This window comes from Brevibacterium siliguriense (genome assembly GCF_900105315.1).
Classification (GTDB): Bacteria; Actinomycetota; Actinomycetes; order Actinomycetales; family Brevibacteriaceae; genus Brevibacterium; species Brevibacterium siliguriense.
Genome location: NZ_LT629766.1, coordinates 349512 through 370402, shown reverse-complemented (window position 1 = coordinate 370402; position 20891 = coordinate 349512). Strand labels below are relative to the sequence as shown.

Sequence of the window (20891 nt, the reverse complement as noted above, 5' to 3'; positions counted from 1 at the left end):
TCGCGGCCGTCACCGGGCACTGTTCTGTGCTGAGATCTGGTTTGCCGTCTCAGAGATCCAGGGCGATGCGTTTGCCGCAAGCGCGGGAGACGCAGATCATCATCGTCTCGTGCGCCGCGTGCTCCTCAGCCGAGAGCACCGAATCCCGATGATCGGCCCGTCCGTCGAGGATGACGGTTTCGCAGGTGCCGCACGTGCCCTTCTGACACGAACTCAGGGTGCGCACGCCCGCTTTCTTGAGGGCGTCGATGATCGAGCAGCCGGGCGGTACATCTATTTCGGAGCCGTCCCCGAGCTCGACGACGAAGTCGTCATCGGCTTCCATGGCCGTGGCCTCGGTTGCATGGGGTGCTGTCGGACTGTTGCAGGACTGACTCGCCGAGGTGGTGCCACCGAGGGGTAGAGCAGACCGCACCTGTGCGGCCACCTCGTTGTGATCATCGAAGTTCTCACTGATCACAGTAATGCTGGAGTGGTCGTCAAAGCCGATTTCAAGGGCGCGCATAAGAGATACCGGACCGCACGTGTACACCGTGGTGGGTTCGTCGTACGCCGATGCCCAATCTTCGACAGCGGACACCACATCGGGTCGTCCGGCCGCTTCTGTGATGTGGATCGTCACTCGGTCTGGTCCATACTCTTCGATAAGAGCATCGGCAAAAGCCATCGATTCCAGCCGACGACCGACATAGAGCAGATGCCAGTCTCGTCGTGCGTCGACGGCTGCGGCGATCATCGCGGTCAGCGGGGTGATGCCGATGCCCCCGGCGACGAAATATGCGGGGCCGCTCCCCTCGTAGCCGAAGGTGTCGCGAGGGCCGCGGACGAGCAGGGAAGTGCACGAGTCGAGATTCTCGTGCAGCCAGGCAGAACCGCCCCGGCCATGGTAATCCCGGAGCACTGCGACGCGCAGTGAATCTGCAGGTCCGGCCAGGAGTGAGTAGTGACGGATCGCCGGCCCGTCCGGAAGCGGAACTGCCACTTCGAGATGGGCCCCCGGAGCGGAACCGAGCTCAGCCGCCTCAGTGAGGGTGAGCTCGATTCCGATCACCTCAGGCGTGAGCTTGCGGACGGCACTGACGGGCACAGGGCGGAAGCCCTTGCGAATGAGCATGTCGAGGTCTGCACCGTCGAAGTCCCCGATCGCCGGGCTGCCGTGCATGGTCACCGTCATTGGTCCTCCAGAGTTCAGGGGCCTCATCGCTGCGTCGCTCGGGCCTCATGTACTTGTCCAGTCTGGGTGGACCGGGGAATGAAGTGCGATCCGCTTTCTCACCCGTTGGGAATCGCAGTTGTCGCCTTCGGCAACGCAGCAGAAGAGTTGTCGTCGACCGTCAGCGGGATGGGGCGAAGCGAAGGAGCAGCTCCATCGCCGTACACGGTGACAGAACCGTCTGCGAAAGGAAACAACGGTGTCTCCCTTTTGGCTCATCGGCGCGCTCGCCGCCTATTTTCTCATTCTCCTCGGTGTCTCTCTGTACAAACGGCGCACCGACACAGAAACTGACTACTTCCTAGGCGGGAACATGATGCCCGCGTGGATGCTGGCTATGGCATTCGTCGCCACCTGGTACGGCGGAAATTCAGCTCTCATCTCCGTCGACGAAGCGAACACCCAGGGCATGGGATCATGGTGGGTTCTCGGGGGGCCTACTGTCATCGCCGTCATCGCGCTCTTCGCCCTGGGGCCGATCATCCGTCGTGCAGGTCTGCTGTCACAAGACGGAATCATGTCCACTCGTTACAGCAAATCGGCCGGGACCGTGCTCTCCATCGTCACTGCGATCTATCTCATCGTGTGGGGCGCGAGCCAGATGGTCGCGCTCGGCCTGTTCTTCATGGTCTTCTTCGAGATCAGCTTTGCCTGGGGCGTGGCCGTGGCCATCGCGTTCTCGCTCACATACGCGATGATCGGCGGTTTCCGTGCCGTCGTCCTCACTGAGACCGCGCAGTTCGGCTTCTTCATGCTCGGGCTCATTGTCACTTTCGTAGGGGCTGTCATCGTCTCCGGCGGTCCGGACGCCATCATCCATACACTCGAGGCGAAACGCGATGCGGCGTTCCTCAACTTGTGGGAAGGTTTCGGCCCAAACCTCGGCTACGTCATCGCCTTCGGTCTGGCGTTCACCATCGACCCGGCCGCTTGGCAGCGTCTGCAGGCGACGAAGTCACCGCAAGAGGCAAGGAAGGTCACAGTGCACGCGATGATCTACTTCCTGCCGTTGTACTTCCTCGTCGTCTTCGCAGGCATCGCCTCGATTGCGGCTTTCGATGAACCGCCGGAGCAGGGGATCGTCGCCACCTTGGCTACCAGCCACTTCCTGCCGATTTTCGGCGTCATCGTGTTCATCGGCATCGCCGCGGCGATCATGTCGACGATCTGCACTACCCTCAACCTGTCGTCGCTCTACCTCACCGAGCTGACGACGAAGGCACTGCGCCGCGAGGTCGAGGAGAAGCAGAAGGTGTGGATCGCACGAGGGGCGACACTGTTGGCGGCGATCATCGGCTTCGTTGTTGCGGTGCAGTTGCCGAGCGCCCTGACGCTGCTCGCCCTTGCTTCCGAGATGCTGGCGGCTGGTGTCTTCTTCCCCCTTGTCTTGGGCTTCTTCTGGCGGCGTGCGAACTCCGCAGGTGCTATCGCCTCGATCGTCGGCGGCGGCGGATTCATTCTCTATGGATTCGTGATCGAGCTCGGCCTGCCGCTGCCGCACTTTTGGGGCGAGGGGTCAGTGACGCGAGTCCTCATCGGTCTGAGCATCAGCCTCCTGCTCTACGTCGGAGTCTCGCTGGCGACATCGCCGGAGTTCGCGAAAGCCGACGCTTTCTCTGCTCGGGGTCGTCTGGGACCGGGGTCGGTCGGTCCAGAGGCCGCGCGGTCTGAGGATGTGTGTGCTGTGAGCAATCCGGCTCGTTTCGATGGAACGGAGGACGAGTTCGAGACCTTCGGTTCATAATCGGTGAGTCGTATTTGAGCACCGAAGTCGGCAAGAAATCAAGCTAGCCCTCTCGCCCGTGGTCGAATCGGCGCGTACCGTTGACTCATGGCGCATCCAAAGATGTTCGATGACGACGATCCGGTGCTCGAGCGAGTCCGCGCGATCGCGCTCAGCCTGCCCGAAGCAGCCGAGAAGATCTCGCACGGCAGACCGGCCTTCTTCACGAAGAAGATCTTCGCCCACTACGGAGGCACCGAGAAGCTCGTTTCCGGGGAGATGGTGCAGCACCCGCAGGCACTGCTCGTCCTGCTCGACCCCATGGACGCCGAGGTGGTGCTCGAGCGATCGGATTCGTTCGTCCCCATGTACCTCGGACCCTCCGGGTGGGTCGGTCTCGAGATCGCCGACGTCGATGACGAGGAGGTGCGCGAACTGATCATCGATTCGTACCGCGGCACCGCCTCGGCGAGGTTGATCAAAACGCTCGGGATCGAGGAGTGACCCACCCTGGCCAGCACCGCCTCGGCGGTCATAGGCTGACACCATGACGACCTCTGCGAATACCCCGGCACAGAACTCACCGATCCCCACCCTCGACCTCAACGACGGGCGGGCGATCCCGCAGCTCGGGCTCGGCATCTACGCGATGAAGGGCGACGAGGGCGTTGCTGCCATCGCGGGTGCCGTCGACAATGTCGGCTACCGCCTGCTCGACACCGCGGTGAATTACGAGAACGAGCGTGAGGTCGGCCAGGCCATCGCCGAATGCTTCGTCGCTCGCGAGGACCTCTTCGTCACCTCGAAGATCCCCGGCCGTCACCACGGCTTCGACGAGGCGATCGCGAGCACTGAGGAGTCCCTGGCCCGGCTCGGCCTCGACTACCTCGACCTCCACCTCATCCACTGGCCCAATCCCAGCGTCGGCAAGTACGTCGAGACCTGGGAGGGCCTCATTGAACTGCGCGAACGCGGGCTCGTGAAGTCCATCGGCGTCTCGAACTTCACCGCCGAAATGCTCACCGAACTGACCGAGAAGACCGGTGTCACCCCGGCCGTCAACCAGGTCGAGCTCCACCCGTACTTCCCGCAGACCGAGCTCGTGGCTTTCCACAAGTCGATCGGCGTGCAGACCGAGAGCTGGTCCCCGCTCTACCGTGACCAGGGACTGTTCGACGAAGCCCCCATCACCGAGGCGGCCGCCGCCCACGATGTCACCCCCGCCCAGGTGGTCCTGCGCTGGCACATCGAGATCGGTTCCATCCCGATCCCGAAATCGGCGAACGTCGACCGGCAGCGCAGCAATGCCGATGTCTTCGACTTCGAACTCGACCCCGCCGAGGTGGCCGCGATCTCCGGACTCGAGCGCGGTCGGATGAAGGACCGGGATCCGCTCACCCACGAAGAGATGTGAGGTTTCGTCAGCGGCTCCGAGACTGTGTTGCCATAGTTGCGTAGCCTTTCATCAGTCGCAATGCGACATCACGGGACATCTGGGGATCCCGCGCCACAATGCGATATCCGAGGTAATCCTCCATTGACATCAGTGTCATTGCGATATCTCTGGCTTCCTGCTGCAGTGCGAATGCGCCTGTTCGAGCTCCGTCATTGAGGAGCGATTCGTAGAGGTCGACCTGTCGGTGATAGATCGCCTGCACATCTTTGCGGTTGTGCAGGTCGAATCCGGCGTCAAGGACGGCCATCCAGATCACCCGCCACTCCGCGTCGTCGGGTCCGGACGGGAGCCCGGCGGCCATCATGGCGTCGAGGCGATCGATGGGATCCGGGATTGTGTTCGTGAGAGTGAGTCTGTTCTCGAAAAAGCGAATGTCCGAGCGGCGGGCAAGTTCTGCAATGAGGCTTTCGATATCGGGGTAATAGTACCGAATTGCATTGGCGGTCTTACCGAGTTTGTCGGCGATCTGGGAGATCGTCAGCACGGCGAGGTCGGCCTCTCCGACAAGCGAAATAGCTGCCTGGAGGATGTCTTCGCGGCGTTGAGCCTGCGTGTTCGGTCGCGCCAATGATCTCTTCCGCTCTGTCCGGGTGCTTGAAGCAACATTACCGACTGTGCACGATTCATCGAATCGGGTCTTGTGCTTCCGTAGGCGATGGACCATTATTTTCACAAAAGGAAAAAAACTAGAGGAGAACTGTGAGAGCACGAGATCTCGGCATCGATGTCGGCAGCCATCGAACCGGCCCGCTCAACGCCATCACTGATGTTCCCGGCGTTCGGGTCGGCTACTCGACCATCGGCGGCAGCACAGAGGCTGACGCGTCTTCGGCGAATACCGGTGTGACGATGATCGTCCCGCACGATGACATTTGGACTGAGCCTGTCTTCGCCGGCACACACCGCCTCAACGGGAGCGGAGAGATGACTGGCCTCGAGTGGATACGCGAGGCGGGAGAACTGACTTCACCCATCGGGCTGACGAATACGCACAGCCTCGGCGTGGTTCGTGATGCTCTGGTTGCTGAACAGGTCGAGCGTCGCGGGCCCGGGCAGTACTGGTGCCTGCCGGTCGTCGCCGAAACTTATGACGGTCTGCTCAACGATATCAACGGCCATCATGTGACTCGACAGCATGTTTCCGAGGCTCTGCGTGTGGCATCGACGGATGCTCCGGCCGAGGGCAACGTCGGGGGAGGCACTGGGATGATCTGTCATGAGTTCAAGGGCGGATCGGGCACGTCCTCGCGGGTGATCGACACAGCTGCTGGGCGTTTCACGGTAGGCGTGTTCGTCCAGGCCAATCATGGACGACGCCAGAGGCTGAGCATCGAGGGCGTACCCGTAGGGACGAAAATTGACGCAGACGCTGTTCCGGTTCCCGAACTCCCGCGAGGGTACGAGCGAGGTTCGGGCTCGATCGTCGTGATCGTTGCGACCGACGCCCCGTTCCTGCCGCATCAGTGCGAGCGTATTGCGCAGAGGGCCGCCCTCGGAGTTGGGCGCATGGGCGGTACCGGTGAGCAATACAGCGGTGATCTCATGCTCGCCTTCTCCACCGGCAATCGCGGTATCCCGCCCTACCAATGGGACGAAGACCCGCAGGTCGAGCGGGCAACAGTAGATGTGTCGATGGTGGCCCCTCAACTCATGACCTCGTTCTTCGACCTGGTCGTTGAGTCAACCGAAGAAGCGATACTCAACTGCATGATTGCCGCCTCTACCTTGACCGGCCCGACCGGTGTTACCGCCCATGCCATCGATCATGAACTGCTTAAGGCTGCCATGAGCCTCGAGTGAGGTCGGGGCTGCTTTTCGGCGCACTGCTGAGAACCCCTTCAATTCTGAACGTCAAGGAGGACGTCATGAACACGACAAGGACTGTAACAGAGAAACCTGTTCGTCTGACAGGGCGACTGGGGACTATCGGAATCGTCTTCATGGTCGTAGCGGCGGCCGCGCCGTTGACGGTCATCGGTGGAAACATGCCCCTGGCTCTCGGAATGGGCAATGGCGCAGGCGCACCCGTCGGATTCCTCATCGCCGCGGCTATCCTGCTGCTCTTCTCCGTCGGCTTCGTCGCCATGACACCCCATGTGCGTGAAGCGGGTGCATTCTTCTCCTACGTGACTCTGGGCCTGGGTAGGCGAGCGGGCATGGGAATCGCCGCTGTCGCACTCGTCGCCTACACTGCGATCCAAGCAGGGATATACGGGTACATCGGCTGGGCCATCGACGACACCGTTCGGGCCTATGGTGGGCCGACCGTCCCGTGGCCTGTGTACTCTTTGTTCACTCTCGCCATCGTGGCGTTCCTCGGCTATCGCCACATCGATCTCAGCGCCAAGGTGCTGGGAGTGGCACTTGTGGCGGAGATCGGTATCGTCCTCGTGCTCGATGTTGCCATTCTCGTGAATCCGGGGCCGTCGGGCGTCACCATGGAGTCGTTCGATCCGGGTACGTTTGCCGACGGCGCGATCGGAGTGGCCGTGCTGTTCGCGCTGACCGGCTTCATCGGCTTTGAGTCGACCGCGGTGTTCCGCGATGAAGCGTATCGTCCTGAGAAGACTGTTCCCAGGGCCACTTACACGGCGGTTCTACTCATCGGCGGCTTCTATGCGTTCACCTGTTGGGCTTTCGTCGTCGCTGTCGGTCCCGATGCCATCGCCGATGTGGCCCAGCGGACTTTGGACGGAAACGCGAATATGCTGCTCGACACGACACGTGATCAACTGGGCGGGCTCGGGCGCGATGTCGTCAATGTCCTGCTGCTGACGAGTCTTTTCGCCTGCGTGCTGTCCTTTCACAATGTCATCGCCAGATACCAGTTCGTGTTGGCGGGAATGCGTGTACTCCCACGGCGATTGGCCACGGTGCATCCGACGCATCATTCGCCGTCATTCTCTTCGATCATGCAGACATGCACGGCGGGCGTCCTCGTGGCGGTATTCGCTGCGTTCGGCGTCGATCCGCTTGTGGGAGTCTTCGGGTCCATGGCGGGAGTGGCGACGGTTGGCATGATCATTCTCATGCTGGCGACTTCGATCGCAGTCCTCGCCTTCTTCTCACGAAATTCTGCGGCGCGGGCAGGCCGCAGGCTGCGGACGCTCATCATTCCTGTGATCGCTGCTGTGGGTTTGATAGGAGGGATGATTCTCGTGCTTTCGAACTTCACTCTGGTCACCAGCGGCAGTGTTGGTCTGAGTACTGGATTGGCGCTGATTCCCTTCGCAGCGTTCATCGGCGGCTGGTTTATCGGCAAGCGGCGAAGCGCTGAAGTCGAGCGGAAAGCCCCCGCCGAGGGCCATCTTCCGCCCGACAACCCGGTTGACGACGGGTGGCACGTCGTCTATCGGCGGACTCGTCCCTGAACGCTCTGTCGGTCAGGGGTCCGTCGCTGTGAGTTCGGGCTCCACTGGATGTTGGGAGGATCTGTCGCCAAGAGGCGGATCTGCGCATGGAGATGGAACGAAACGGTCACCGTCACGAAGGCGATGATGATCTCTCAGGTCTAGTTCCACCTGTGTGAAAATAGACCCGTGAGGATGAGAGTCAGGCACCGGCGCGCTCTGCGCGGCACCCTGGCCGCAGTGTTCGCGACCTTTGTCGCTCTGACATCGCACATCCTCGGCGGGGGATCCTTTCCGACCGCGATGGGCATCATCGTGCCGCTGGCACTGTCGACCTTCGTCTGTGTTCTTCTCGCGGGGCGCCGACTGTCTCTTCCTCGACTGACCGTCTCCGTCGGAATCAGCCAGACGCTCTTCCACCTCCTGTTCTCCCTCTTCACGCCGCACTCCTCTGGCTCACCGACTGCCTCGGCGCAATCCGGTGGCGGGCTCGCCGCGCTTCTCGGCTCGCACTCTCAGCACTCAACCTCACATGGTGCCGACCACGCGTCGATGCACTCGATGCACGGCGGCGCGATGCCGATGACTCATGATTCTGCGGCCATGTCTGCCACGGACGGATCCATTGGCGCAGCCGCTGAGATGCATTCGCATTCGTCGCCGGCGATGCTGCTGGCTCACTGCCTTGCGGGAGTCGTGACGATCGCGATGATCTATTGGGCCGAGCGACTGCCGATCATGCTCGGCGAGTTCGCTCGCCTCATCATCCGAGCGGTCATTCCTCGCCTCGTCGTCCTCAGGGCACCGATCGAGAAACCTCGGTCGCTGTTCGGCTTCGAGCCCGAACTGCCCCGCAACCTCGGTGTGTGCCGATCCCCGGTGTTGCGGCGCGGGCCACCGCAGCCTGCTTTCTGACACTCATCACATCCGCGCATCGGCTCTCGTAAGCCGGTGCGATCACTGCTGACCGTATCTGGTCGTCGACCGCGACTGCTTGTAGTGTGCGACGACTGCCGACCGCAACTGCCCGTCGACCGCATCTGCTCGCCGAGGGCATCTGGCCGACCCGATCCGGCTCAGCACAACTGAGAGAAAGCATCAACATGACCACACCTTCGTCAACCGTGCCCGAAAACTCCGACCCCACCACTCAACCGCTCCAACTCAGACGTGGCAGACCGTGGCTCAGCCAGCTCCTGCGCCGCCTCCACTTCTACGCGGGGATCCTCGTCGGCCCGTTCATCCTCATCGCCGCGCTCACCGGGGCGGCCTACGCCATCAGCCCGACGCTCGAGAAGCTGGTCTATGCCGACCAAATCAGCGTCCCCGCCGCCGACGATCCGCTGCCACTGGCCGACCAGCTCGAGGCGGCGAACACCGCCATCGGACACAGTGATTCAAGGCTGTCCGCCGTGCGACCGGCACCCGAGCCGGGCGACACCACGCGCGTGATGTATTCCGACCCCAGCCTCGGCGAAAGCGAATCCCGAGCGATCTTCGTCGACCCTGCCACCGCCGAGGTGGTCGGTGACCTCACCGTCTACGGCACCTCGGGTGCCCTGCCGCTGCGGACCTGGATCGACCAGATGCACCGCAGCCTCCACCTCGGCGACGGCGGCCGGATCTACAGCGAACTCGCCGCCTCCTGGTTGGGAATCGTCGCCGCCGCGGGTCTCGTCCTCTGGATCCTCCGTGCTCGCCGGACGCGGAAGCCGACCGCGATGCTGCGACCGAGCCGGAAGGGGAAGGGGTTGAGACGCACCTTCTCCTGGCATGCCTCTGTCGGAGTGTGGGCGGTCAGCGGCATGCTCTTCCTCTCGGCCACCGGCATCACCTGGTCACAGCTCGGTGGGGAGAACGTGACGAAGCTGCGCGGGGCGCTGAGCTGGGAGACGCCTGCGGTCTCGACGGAACTCGGCGGAGCCTCGGCGACTGATGGGCACGCTCATCACCACGGTGACAGTTCCTCCGCCGAGGAGGCCGACAGCGCTGCCGATCACGCCGCGATCGATCCTGCCGACTTCGACATGATGCTGTCGATGGGACACGACGTCAATATCGATACTGGGCTCGTCGAGATCCTGCCTCCGGCCGATGCCGATTCGGCCTGGGTGGTGCAGGAGATCCAACACAGCGTCCCCACGAAGGTCGATGCTGTCGCCTTCGACCCCGAGAATATGGAGGTGACCGATCGGGTCGACTTCTCCGATTACGGTGTGGCGGCGAAACTCGCCCGCTGGGGCATCGACCTGCACATGGGCACACTGTTCGGCCTGGTCAATCAGATCGTGCTCTGCGTCCTCGCGCTCGGCATCGCGGCCATGGTCGTCTGGGGTTACGTCATGTGGTGGCAGCGGCGGCCGAAGCGGAATCCGGCGAAGAGGCTCGGATCCGCGCCGCCTCGCCGAGCTCTGGCTGATGCGCCGTGGTGGGGCGTCGGTGCGGTTGTCCTCGCCGCCGTCGCGATCGGGTTGTTCCTCCCACTGGTGGGCATCAGCCTGCTCGCGTTCCTCGTCGTCGACGTCGCTCTCGGGCTGAGGACGCGGCGACGCGAGCGACGGGCCATGGCGAGCTAAGGCGCGCAGCCTCCCGCCTACGTGCTGAAACATCGCTTCAGTTGCAAGTCGACATCACGTTAGGTGCGGGCTGTCATCACCTTTTGGGCAGGTCATCAGGTTGCGAACCGATGATCTGTCCAAAAAGTGATGCGGCCAGAAGCTCGGGCTGGCAGGCGCGGATTCGAGCGGCGCGGGCGGCCGACGTGATTGGCCGCCCGCCGCATCACTCGAACGACACGGAACCTTTCGCACGGGTGTCGACTCGCAGCTCGAAGACGTCCGGCCGGGAGTAGTGGCCGACCGGGTCGAAGTCGAGGTGCGAACGGGTTTTGGCACCGAGGTCGATGTCGGCGTAGAGGATCGTCTCCTCCTCGTAGACCGGTCCGGCCAGCACCTCGCCGGTAGGTGCGATGATGACGCTGCCGCCGCGGATGGCGGTCTCACCGTAGGGCAGTTCTTCGTCGAAGGGATGGTCGTCGGGGAATTCGCTCTTCGTGATGAACTGGCATGCCGAGAGCACGTAAGTGCGGCCCTCTAAGGCGATATGCGTCATCGTCGCCGTCCACGTCGGACGGTCATCGACGGTCGGCGCGCAGTAGAGTTCGACTCCCTTGGCATACATCGCCTGGCGCAGCAGCGGCATGTAGTTCTCCCAGCAGATGACACTGCCCACTCGGCCGAAAGGTGTGTCCATCGTGTCGAGGGTCGACCCGTCCCCGAAGCCCCAGATCACACGCTCGGTGCCGGTGGGCATGAGCTTCCGGTGTGCGCCGACGACCCCGAGTTCCGGGTCGACCATCACGGCTGTGCAATAGAGGGTGTTGCCGGAACGTTCGATGATGCCGATGACGACGAAGGCACCGACCTCGCGGGCTGCCTCGGCGAGCTTGCCCATCTCGGGGCCATCGACGGCGACCGCTCCGTCGAAGTACCGCTGGAACTGCGCGCGACCTTGCTCGGTGCGCATCCCGACGGGGGCACCGAAGGTGCTGCCCTTCGGATAGCCGCCGATGAATGCTTCGGGGAACACGACGAGCTCGGCCCCGTTGCCGGCGGCCTCCCTCAGCCTGGCGATCGCCTTGTCGACCGACGCTTCGGCATCGAATGGAACGGAACCTGCCTGGACGACTGCCACTGTGCGCATAATGCTCGACCTTCTTCGCTCGATAACTGCTTCTGCTCTTACTCTCGATCGCGAGGTGGGAAAGGTCAAACACTCGGGGCGCTCGGCCTGAGTGGACAAGCGCCCCGAGTGACTGGAGTCTTCAGCTCCAGAACGAAGCGGACCGAGCCCGCATGCTGTCGCGGAACTGTCCTGTTGACTTCTCGAGCAGTTCACCGGTGCCCCAGTCGAGGACGACGCCGTACTGGCGGATGACGTCGTGGACGGTGATCTCGCCGTCGCGGTAACGGCGGGCCACCTCGGCGGGGTCGGCGTCCAGCCAGGATGCACGTTCGGAGCGGATCCGTTCCCGTTCCTTGGCTGTCGCGGCCTCGTCGATCTCGTATTCATCGAGTTCGGCATCGATCTCACGGACGACCACGCCATAGTCCTTGGTCGCACGGTCGATGGAGACATAACCGTCGATGACGTCCTCGAGCACCTCGGCTGTGCTCCGCTCGAGCGGATCCCCGAAGCCTCCGCCTCCGGCGCTGGGGCGTTCGAACGTGTCACCAGGGCTGATGGCTACGTTCGAGAATGTGGCGCCCAAGTAGCGCGGGTTCTCCGACGACGGATTGAGCCAGACTCCGTGAGGGATCGAGGGCAATCCGCCATTGATGCCCCACGTCGTCGAACGGCCGCGGTCGCAGCAGTAGCTCATCACGGCACCTGTTGCATCGGTGAGGATGCCGCCCTTATTGACTCCGCAGCCTCCGCGGAATCTGCCGGGACCACCTGAGTCGATGTTGATCGAGTGCTGGGTGGTGACCACCGGGGTCAGCCGCTCCTGACCTTCGACCGGCTGGACTGCGAGTCCGGTGCCGAACACCGGTGACGTCGCCGACGATCCGTCCTTCGTCGACCGGCCGCCCCAGCCTCCGGCCATCCAGTCGTACCACATGAAGTACGGGCTCGATTCGGTCCTGGCATCATGTCCCCCGACGAGCAGATACTCGAGATTGAACGCGCACGCCATCGCGCGTTCGGGCATGATGTGGGACCACAATTCGAAGATCGCGTTCATGACCTTCTCGTACGGTCCCGAGCAGAACCCAGTCACCGCATGGGGCCAGCCCGCATTGACGACAGTTCCCTCTTCCCCGATTTCCGCGGTCACCGCCTGATAGAAGCCAGAGTTGAGCGGAACCTCGGGGAAGAACGTCTTCGTCCCTGCGTAGATCGCCGAGAACGTCGTCCCATAGCCGGAGTTGAGGAAGGTTGAGACCGCCTCGGCGGAGCCGGTCAGGTCGTAGTGGATGCCTGTTCCGTCGAGGGTGAGCTTCACCCGGATCGGAGCCAGACCCTCACCCTTGGCGGGGTCGCCGTCGAGGAAGTCGACGGTCTCCCACTCGCCCTTCGGCAGGTCGCCGAGGCCGGCGAGGACCGTGCGGCAGACATAGTCCTGCGTCTCCTGCATCGCGTCGAGGACCGTGTCCTTCGAATATTTGTCGACGAGGCGGAGCACTTCACGTTCGCATACAGCAGTGGCTTCGGCCTGGGCGTTGAGATCACCGAGCGCCTGGTCCGGAGCGCGAGTGTTCGATACGAGCAGCTGCGCGACATCGTGGAGGAACCGGCCCTTGTGCCACACTCGCAACGGGGTGATGCGCAGTCCCTCGCCGAAGTGCTCACTGGCCGAGACATCGAACGAGCCGGGTACGGATCCACCGATATCGGCCCAATGCCCCTTGTTCTGCGCGAAGCCGATGATCTCGTCTTCGGCGAAGATCGGACGGATGAAGCTGACATCGTTGAAGTGCGTGCCGCCGCGGTAGGGGTCGTTGATGAGGAAGACGTCGCCGGGGTTGATGTCGTCACCGAACTCCTCCATGACGGCCTTGCACTGGAAATGCAGGGTGCCGACGTGAACGGCGATGTCAGCACTGCCCTGCATGACGGTGTTTCCGTGGCGGTCACAGAGAGCTGACGAGAAGTCGCGGGAATAGATGACGAACGAATAGCAGGTCCGCAGGATCTGCTCGCTCATGAGGTCGACGCTGGTGGCGAAGGCGTTCTTCAGCACTTCGAAGGTCACCGGGTCGAGAGTGGACGTCGACTGTTCCGTCGTTGTGGTCATGGGTTTCTCCTCACAGGCCGTTCTGTGTCGTTTCCCCGGAGGCAGAAGCCAGCGCCGGCTCGCCTGCCTCGGAGTTCAGTGCGATGCGGATGTTGAACCATTCGTCGATCACAGCCGAGGAATTCGGCGGGATGACTGTCGTCGAGTCGATCTGGTTGAGAATCGCCGGTCCGATGAACGCCGCGCCCGACGGCAGGTTCTCGCGCTGGTAGACCGGCGTCGAATGCCACTGACCGTCGAAGTAGACATCGCGGATTTCGATCGGCTCTCCGGGCTCCTTGCTGCTGACCGGAGTCGGTTTGAAGGTCGGTTTCGGCGTTCTGCCGAGGGCTTTGAGATGCAGCTGATAGATCTCGACGGGGGTGTCGTCCTGCCGGAAGGCGTACTGTTTCTCGTGTTCCTCATGGAAGAGCTGGACGGCCTCGCGCAGAGCATTCGGTCCTGATCCCATCTTCACCTGCAAAGACCTCCACTGACCGTGATAGCGCATCGAGATTCCCCGTTCGAAGACCGCGTCTTCGTCAGGGACTTTCTCATGCCGCAGTCGATCTCGACCTTCGAGCTCGAGCTCACGGAAGTGCTGTTCGACGGATTCGGCATCAGCGGAGTCCGCTACGCCGGTGAACATCTGCGACAGGTCGTGCTGAATGTCGACGAGGAGGCATCCCAGCGCCGAGGTGACTCCCGGGCTGGGCGGGACGATGACTGAGGGGATGTTGAGTTCGCGAGCCACATCCGCTCCGTGCAGGGCGCCCGCTCCGCCGAAGGCGATGAGCGCGAAATCTCGCGGATCGAGGCCTCGGCGGATGGACACGAGACGGACCGCATCGGCCATGTTCGCATTGGCGACCTTGACGATGGATTCGGCTGCGGTGTCGACGTCGAGTCCGAGCGGGTCGGCGATCTTCTCCTTGATTGCCGCCTGAGAGCTGTCCCGGTCCAGAGTCATCTCGCCGTCAGCGAGATCGGTGCCCAGCCGGTTGAGCCAGAGGTTCGCATCTGTGTTCGTCGGTTCCTCTCCGCCTCGTCGGTAGCAGACGGGGCCTGGGTCGGCACCCGCTGACTGAGGGCCGTTTCGCAGTGAGCCGGCAATGTCGATATGTGCCAGCGATCCTCCGCCTGCTCCGATTGTGAGCACTTCGATGCTGGGGAAGACGATGGGGTGGCCGTATTCGACTTCCCACTCGTTCGTCTCCCGCAGCTCGCCGTCTGCGATGAGCGAGATGTCTGTCGAGGTGCCGCCCATGTCGAGGCCGACAGCATTGTCGTACCCGCACTGCTCGGCGACGTGCTGGGCGGCTATGGCGCCTGCGGCGATCCCCGAGGCCGCCAGCCTGACAGGGAATTTCTTGACCATTTCCGATGTCATCGAACCGCCGCCGGAGTGGAGCAGCAGCAGTTCTCCGGCATAGCCGTCATCGGTCAGACTGCTGTCGAGCTGCTCGACGTACCCGGACACCAGCGGTCCGAGCACGGCATTGGCAACCGTCGTGTTGAATCGGTTGTGCTCAAAGATCTCCGGCAGCACTTCCGCCGACGTCGAGATGCTGGCCCCGGGGAGCTCCTCGGTGAGGATCTCTCGCATCCGGATCTCGTTCGCGGAGTTCGCATAAGAGTTGACGAAGCAGACGGCGATGGTCGTCGCTCCGCGCTTCTTCAGCAGTCGCCCGAGCTTCCGGGCCTCATCTTCATCGAGTTCGGTGACGATATTGCCGGCGTAGTCGACGCGTTCAGTGACTTCGAATCGGTCACGGCGACGAATGTAGGGACCGGAGACGTCTGAGTACGCGTCCCACAGGTCGTCCTTCGTGCCATCACGGATCTCGATGACATCGCGGAATCCTTTGGTCGTCACCATCGCCGATTTGGGGAATCTACGAGTGATGAGCGCGTTGGTCGCCACGGTCGTTCCGTGCGAGAAGAGTTCAACCTGACTGAGGTCGATGTTCGCTCGCTTCACTCCGTTGAGAACGGCCTCCATCGGGTTGTCCGGAGTCGAAGGTACTTTCGTCACCCTCATCTTCTGGGTGGATTCGTCGAAAACGCAGATGTCGGTGAACGTTCCGCCGACGTCGACTGCGACGCGTAGATCTGCCACGGTCATCTCCTTTGATTGAGGTGTTCTCCATAGACTGGCCTTCCGCAATTGAGCAGGTCAATGGGGCAGATGAAGGAAGACGCGATGAGATTTGTGAATATCACAAAGGGGTGTCATTGTTGCTGACAGCAGGCCTGCTGTTGGGCCGGCATGTGCGACGGCAAGGAGAGACGCTGATGTTCTCGAACCGAAATTCGCTGACGCGTGAGCAGATCTTCGACGAGCTGATGAGCGGTCTGAACTCCTCCGATCCTCTCGAATCGACACTTCTGCGTGCTGCCAGACTCAGCAGAGGTGCCGGACTCGTCGTCAACGAGCTCGGAGAGGTCATCCGATCTGTCGGTACGGCCCCGACGCATCTCATTTCCCAATGGGTTCACGATGATGTTGTCACGGGTGCGGGCGAAGCGCTGTGGGGTGAACCGAAGTCAGCAATGATCGGACGCTGGCACGTTTATGCTCAGACTGTTCGCCTTCGCAGTCGCAATCACGAGGTCGTCATCGCAGTGCACGACGATGAATTCGTGGAGGGGGAGGGCGCCGTCGCCGGCGGATTGATCCTCGATGTCATATCCAAGCTCCTGCGCGCTTTCGAAGGTTTCGAGTCGTTCTCGATCAGCAATCGACGGGAGGAATCGGTCCGAGTTCTGCGAGATCTGGAGGCCGGAGTGTCACCGGGACGTGAACCGGCACTGTGGCGGGTCCTCGAAAGCTTCGGATTCGTCCCCTACGAGCCGATCCGGGCAGTACGTGTTCGTCTCGACAGTGGGGACTCCGAGCCGGCGCGACCGGCTCTGCCTCCTGGGAGCGGAATCGTCATCAGGGAATCCGGGTATGGAACATCGGCGATCGAACAGACCGCGGTGTGTTCGGGGGAATTCGATGTCGAAACCAGCCTGCATGCTCCGGGCCTCATCAGCGCCGGAGTGTCTGGCCTGTTCACTGCGCTGAGTCAGGTCCCCGAGATGCTGCAGACTGCGAACGTGGCGCTCGGCTCAGTGCGCGGGACGAAGTTCGCGTTCGTCGACCGAATGCGTCCGATCGAATGGGCCGCCGCCAGAATGAGTTCGCGTTTCGACCGTCGGCTCGTCGCCGCCTTTCTCAACCCGTTGACGACCAAGCCCGAAGCTTCTGCCACTCTGCGCATCTACGTGGAAAGCGGCGGCAGCATTGCTGAGTCTGCTGCTCGACTGCATGTGCACGAGAATACTGTGCGCTACCGGATCGGGCAGATTGAAAGGGTGCTGGGCGCGCGGCTCACCGATCCCCGGATCGCAGCGGAGATCGTGCTTGCCATGCATTGTCTCGAAAGCGCCGAACAGGCGTAGCTTGAATGCCTGCCCCAGTTCTTGGAGCACTCCACGGACTCGAGCGTTACGGCACCGGATTGGCTTCCGCACCTTCGGTGATGGTCAGGACGATGATGCTGTCCGCGTCCACCCCCAAGTGCCGGCGCCGGGTTTCCGCGTCCGCTCCGGTGAGTGTTTCCAGGACTCCCGCCAACGAGGCGGCTCCGCAGGGTCCTGCCGCCACCCCGAGATCGGCGAGCCGATGTGCGGCGTCGATCGAGGCAGAGTCGTTGACTGCCACCGCGGCGTCGAGTCCGTTGCGGACCACAGGCCAGGCCAGAGACGAGGGGGTTCCGCAGTTGAGGCCGGACATGATCGTTGTCCCGGTCTTCACCGTCACGGGGCGTCCTGCTGTGAGGCTCGGCCCCATGCATGCGGCCGCCTCCGTCTCGACGGACACGACCGCCGTGTCGACACTGCCAGCTCCCACACCCGAACCATCGCCGTCGGCACTCGCCCTCCGGTAGTGGGCCAGGGCCGCCTGCAGCAGCGAACCGACTCCGGTCGGCACGGTGATGAGGTTCGGGGCGTGATGGCCGGCCTCGCGCAGTTGAGCATCGATCTCACGGAAGAGCGTCGAGTAGCCGTCGACGATCCATCCGGGGACCTCTTCGTAGCCGTCCCACGCTGTGTCCTGAACGAGCACAGCATCGTGTTCGGCCGCATAGTCGGCGGCCGCGGCAACGGCCTGATCGTAATCGGCCTCGAGCTCGACGACTTCAGCACCTTCACCGCGGATCGCGGCGACGGCACTCGGATGAATGCCCCCGGCCGGCACGAAGATGCGAGCCGGATGTCCCGCGTCTCGGGCGAACCGGGCGACGGCGCGACCGTGGTTGCCATCGGTGGCAGTGACCACCTCGGTGTCGGTGTCCGCCCGCGCCGCCTCAAGGGCACGGTGAACTGCCCACGAGGCACCGAGTGCCTTGAACGCGGGCAGGCCCAGCCTGGTCGACTCGTCCTTGGCGAAGACCGCGGCGACCCCGAGTTCGCGGGCAAGTTCCGGCAGCGGGGTGAGTGCGGTGGGTTCGTAGCCGCTCAGTGTGCGGTGGAAGTTCAGGGCCGCATCGTCCTGTTCGGGACTCGACCAAGAACGATCACGGTTGTTGGCGGTCCAGGTGGCAGTTGTCGTGGTCATGATCAGTTCCCTTCGGGCAGGCGTGAGGTGACGAGAGCGGTGAAGAAGTCGATTCCGGGGCCGAGGATCGCGTCGTTGAAGTCGAAGTCGCGGCTGTGCAGCGGTGCCGTGCCGCCGTCGGTCGCACCGCCTTCGGTGATCTCGCCGGCGCCGAGGAATGCGAAGCAGGCGGGGACCGCGCGGGCGTAGGCGGCGAAGTCCTCACTGGCGGTGATCGGCCGGCAGGCGGCGTCGACCTTGTCGGCACCGAGGGCGGTCTCCGCCGCTGCGGCGGGGCCGAGGCGTGCCCGCCGCGGCCGGTGATGCGGATCTCGAAGTTGTCCTCGGCGGCCATGAGCGGTCCGGGGCGGGTGTGGATCTCGCCGGCCGGGAGTCCCGGAATGTTGTGCAGTCCGTAGACCTCGTCGGTGGGGAAGCGGTCGAAGAGTCCGTCGGCGATCATCGCCTCGGCGCCGGTACCCGGCTCTTCGGCCGGCTGGAAGATCAGGTGGACGGTTCCATCGAAGGCGATGTCCTTCGCCAGCGCCGAGGCGGCTCCGAGCACCATCGCCATGTGCCCGTCGTGCCCGCAGGCGTGCATGGCGCCGTGGTTCTTCGACGCGTAGGGAACACCGGTGCGTTCCTCGATGGACAGGCCGTCCATGTCCGCTCGCAAGGCAATCGTCCGCGAGTTCGTCCCACGGGTGAGGGAGGCAACGAGTCCGCTGCCGCCGATGCCGGTCGTGACCTCCCAGCCGAGATCGGTGCAGGTGCGGGCGACGAAATCGGCGGCCTCGGCGACCTCGAATTCGGTGCCCGGAATCTGGTGAAGATGCCTGCGCCACTCGGCGGCGAGGCCGTGGTGTTCTGCTGTCATGTCCTCAGCATCCTGGATCGATGCGAATTCGTTCAATGCGAACTGACAAAGCTGTCGATCGGGGCGGGGTGGGACGCAAATTCTTTGCGTGAGGCGACTGGTTCGCTGACACTTGAGGTGTGGACACCAGCCTCGACGAGATCGACCTCAGACTGCTCGACGCCCTGCAGGCCGATGCGCGGCTGCCCCAATCGGCTCTGGGTGCACGCGTCGGGCTGTCGACAGCCGCGGTCAATCGGCGTCTCAAACGACTGACGGAGGCCGGCATCATCCTCGGCAGCACCCTGAGTCTGGCACCTGAACTCCTCGGCCGCCCGGTGCGGGTCATCGCCCAACTGGCCGTCGAGAGCGAACAGCTGGACAAACTCGACGCGGTCCGCGCCTCGCTCGTCGAACGTCCGGAGGTCCAGCAGTGCTATTACGTGGCCGGCGAATGGGACTTCGTGCTCATCCTCCTGGTCCGGGACATGGCCGAGTACACGAAACTGACCAGACAGCTCTTCTTCGGCAACGACAACATCCGACGCTTCAGCACCCAGGTCGTCATGGACGCCGCGAAGGTCGGCCTGACAGTGCCACTGAGGTAAGCTCACAGACGTTTCGATGAGGAGAGACGACCATGGCAGACGAAGCAGCACCGGCGATCGCGGTGGCGAAGGACCGCTCACGCGTACTCGGCGGGACCTATCGGACCTTCTACTCCGAACCCCTCACCGTCGCCTCCGCCCGTGGCTGCACCATCACCGATGCCAACGGTGAAGACTACCTCGATGCGTACAACAACGTGCCCGTCCTCGGCCATTCGTCACCGGCGGTGCGCTCTGCCGTCTCCGCGGAACTCGGCCGCGCGAACTCGCACACGCGCTACCTCGACGCGAGGGTCATCGACTATGCGCGGCGCCTCATCGACCGTTTCCCCGCCCACTTCGAATCCGTCGTCTTCGCATGCAGCGGTTCGGAGGCCAATGACCTCGCCCTGCGGTTGGCCGCCCATGCAACCGGCCGCGACGGTGTCATCGTCACTCGTCATGCCTACCACGGGACCACCTCGGCGGTCGCCGCGATCTCCCCGAGTCTCGTCGGCACCGAGGTCGGAGAGCATGTCGAACCGATCGACCTGCCCGCCTGGGACGCCGCGGACTTCGACGACCTGCTCGCCGAGGCGATCGCCGGTGCCGCCCGGCGACTCGAGGTGCGCGGGCATCCCCTCGGAGCTTTCATCCTCGACTCGACCGTGACCAGCGACGGGATCCTCGAGCCCCGATCGCTCGCAGCCACGGCAGGGGCCGTGCGTTCCCACGGGGGACTGTGGATCGCCGATGAGGTGCAGTCCGGGTTCGGTCGCACGGGCGCCGATTGGGGCTTCCAACGTCTCGACCTCATCCCTGACCTCGTCACCTTGGGCAAGCCGATGGGCAATGGTCTGCCGATTTCAGCAGTGCTCGGACCCCGGGAGATCTTCGACGACTTCGGTGCCGAACAGCGCTACTTCAACACCTTCGCGGGCACTGCCGTTCCCGTCGCTGCCGCCGAGGTTGTACTGACCGCCCTCGAATCCGGTGACCTGGTCGCACGGGCACAGGAAGGCGGTCGACTGCTCGAGAATCTGCTCATCGACGCGATCGAGTCCTCCGCCACACCCGCGCTCGTGCGACGCAACGGCCTCATGGTCGGCATCGACTTCGAGACCGGCGGCATCACCACCGAATCAGCGGTCGAGCGGGCGAAGGAGATGGTCGAGAGACTGTATGCCGAGCGGATCCTCGTGAGCACGACCGGACGGGCGGGCACGGTGCTCAAGATCCGGCCTCCGCTGGTCATCACCGACGATGAGCTGCGCGAACTCGCCTCCGGGTTCGCACGCGTACTCGCCCGAGGCGAAGCAGAAGCCGCGCATGCAGGCGAATGAGC

The 20891-nt window shown here is 63.3% G+C and carries 17 protein-coding genes; 10 read left to right on the top strand and 7 right to left on the bottom strand.

Going from position 1 to position 20891, the window contains the following annotated elements; genetic code table 11:
* Positions 1-49 precede the first annotated feature (49 nt).
* Positions 50-1174: a PDR/VanB family oxidoreductase gene (locus BLU88_RS18890; RefSeq protein WP_167356847.1), complete on the bottom strand. Its 1125-nt coding sequence runs from the start codon at positions 1172-1174 to the stop codon at positions 50-52.
* Positions 1175-1412: 238 nt separating this feature from the next.
* Between BLU88_RS18890 and BLU88_RS01525 the strand changes: the two genes are divergently transcribed.
* The 3 genes from BLU88_RS01525 to BLU88_RS01515 all read left to right on the top strand — a co-directional run bounded on the left by BLU88_RS01525 (position 1413) and on the right by BLU88_RS01515 (position 4350).
* On the top strand, positions 1413-2957 hold the full coding sequence (locus tag BLU88_RS01525) for a sodium:solute symporter family protein (protein WP_092009397.1): 1545 nt from the start codon (positions 1413-1415) through the stop codon (positions 2955-2957).
* An 87-nt stretch (positions 2958-3044) separates the two neighbouring features.
* Entirely contained in the window at positions 3045-3440 is a 396-nt protein-coding gene (locus BLU88_RS01520) for an MmcQ/YjbR family DNA-binding protein (RefSeq protein ID WP_092009395.1), read from the top strand.
* A 43-nt stretch (positions 3441-3483) separates the two neighbouring features.
* On the top strand, positions 3484-4350 hold the full coding sequence (locus tag BLU88_RS01515; RefSeq protein ID WP_092009393.1) for an aldo/keto reductase: 867 nt from the start codon (positions 3484-3486) through the stop codon (positions 4348-4350).
* Positions 4351-4357: 7 nt separating this feature from the next.
* On the opposite strand, the gene BLU88_RS01510 is transcribed toward BLU88_RS01515, so the two are convergent.
* Positions 4358-5101 (bottom strand): TetR/AcrR family transcriptional regulator, encoded by a 744-nt coding sequence (locus tag BLU88_RS01510; protein WP_231939524.1) that lies wholly within the window; start codon positions 5099-5101, stop codon positions 4358-4360.
* On the opposite strand from BLU88_RS01510, the gene BLU88_RS01505 reads away from it, so the two are divergent.
* From BLU88_RS01505 to BLU88_RS01490, 4 genes are all read left to right on the top strand, one after another.
* Positions 5092-6192, top strand: a complete 1101-nt coding sequence (locus BLU88_RS01505; RefSeq protein ID WP_092009389.1) for a DmpA family aminopeptidase — start codon at positions 5092-5094, stop codon at positions 6190-6192. The two genes, BLU88_RS01510 and BLU88_RS01505, sit on opposite strands and share 10 nt — an antisense overlap.
* Positions 6193-6257: 65 nt before the next feature.
* Positions 6258-7763, top strand: coding sequence for an APC family permease (locus tag BLU88_RS01500; protein WP_092009387.1), 1506 nt, complete (start codon positions 6258-6260; stop codon positions 7761-7763).
* A gap of 174 nt (positions 7764-7937) precedes the next feature.
* Complete coding sequence (locus BLU88_RS01495) at positions 7938-8657, top strand: hypothetical protein (protein ID WP_092009385.1); 720 nt, start codon at positions 7938-7940, stop codon at positions 8655-8657.
* 188 nt (positions 8658-8845) lie between these two features.
* The gene (locus tag BLU88_RS01490; RefSeq protein WP_092009383.1) at positions 8846-10318 is read left to right on the top strand and encodes a PepSY-associated TM helix domain-containing protein; all 1473 of its coding nucleotides are present in this window, start codon (positions 8846-8848) and stop codon (positions 10316-10318) included.
* Positions 10319-10523: 205 nt separating this feature from the next.
* Here BLU88_RS01490 and BLU88_RS01485 read toward each other — a convergent pair whose 3' ends face one another.
* The 3 genes from BLU88_RS01485 to BLU88_RS01475 all read right to left on the bottom strand — a co-directional run bounded on the left by BLU88_RS01485 (position 10524) and on the right by BLU88_RS01475 (position 15637).
* Positions 10524-11444, bottom strand: a complete 921-nt coding sequence (locus BLU88_RS01485) for a carbon-nitrogen hydrolase family protein (RefSeq protein ID WP_092009381.1) — start codon at positions 11442-11444, stop codon at positions 10524-10526.
* Between the two features lie 121 nt (positions 11445-11565).
* On the bottom strand, positions 11566-13539 hold the full coding sequence (locus tag BLU88_RS01480; protein WP_092009379.1) for a hydantoinase B/oxoprolinase family protein: 1974 nt from the start codon (positions 13537-13539) through the stop codon (positions 11566-11568).
* A 10-nt stretch (positions 13540-13549) separates the two neighbouring features.
* Complete coding sequence (locus tag BLU88_RS01475; protein WP_197678169.1) at positions 13550-15637, bottom strand: hydantoinase/oxoprolinase family protein; 2088 nt, start codon at positions 15635-15637, stop codon at positions 13550-13552.
* A 20-nt stretch (positions 15638-15657) separates the two neighbouring features.
* On the opposite strand from BLU88_RS01475, the gene BLU88_RS01470 reads away from it, so the two are divergent.
* Entirely contained in the window at positions 15658-16965 is a 1308-nt protein-coding gene (locus BLU88_RS01470; protein ID WP_231939700.1) for a PucR family transcriptional regulator, read from the top strand.
* Positions 16966-17011: 46 nt separating this feature from the next.
* Here the strand turns inward: BLU88_RS01470 and BLU88_RS01465 are convergent, their stop codons facing one another.
* Both BLU88_RS01465 and BLU88_RS01460 read right to left on the bottom strand, forming a co-directional pair.
* The gene (locus BLU88_RS01465; protein WP_092009373.1) at positions 17012-18124 is read right to left on the bottom strand and encodes a pyridoxal-phosphate dependent enzyme; all 1113 of its coding nucleotides are present in this window, start codon (positions 18122-18124) and stop codon (positions 17012-17014) included.
* Entirely contained in the window at positions 18084-18980 is an 897-nt protein-coding gene (locus BLU88_RS01460) for an amidohydrolase (RefSeq protein WP_197678168.1), read from the bottom strand. Before BLU88_RS01460 ends, BLU88_RS01465 begins: the two co-directional genes overlap by 41 nt.
* Before the next feature lie 119 nt (positions 18981-19099).
* Between BLU88_RS01460 and BLU88_RS01455 the strand changes: the two genes are divergently transcribed.
* Positions 19100-19567, top strand: a complete 468-nt coding sequence (locus tag BLU88_RS01455; RefSeq protein ID WP_092009371.1) for an Lrp/AsnC family transcriptional regulator — start codon at positions 19100-19102, stop codon at positions 19565-19567.
* Between the two features lie 32 nt (positions 19568-19599).
* On the top strand, positions 19600-20889 hold the full coding sequence (locus BLU88_RS01450) for an aspartate aminotransferase family protein (protein WP_092009369.1): 1290 nt from the start codon (positions 19600-19602) through the stop codon (positions 20887-20889).
* Positions 20890-20891: the final 2 nt, after the last annotated feature.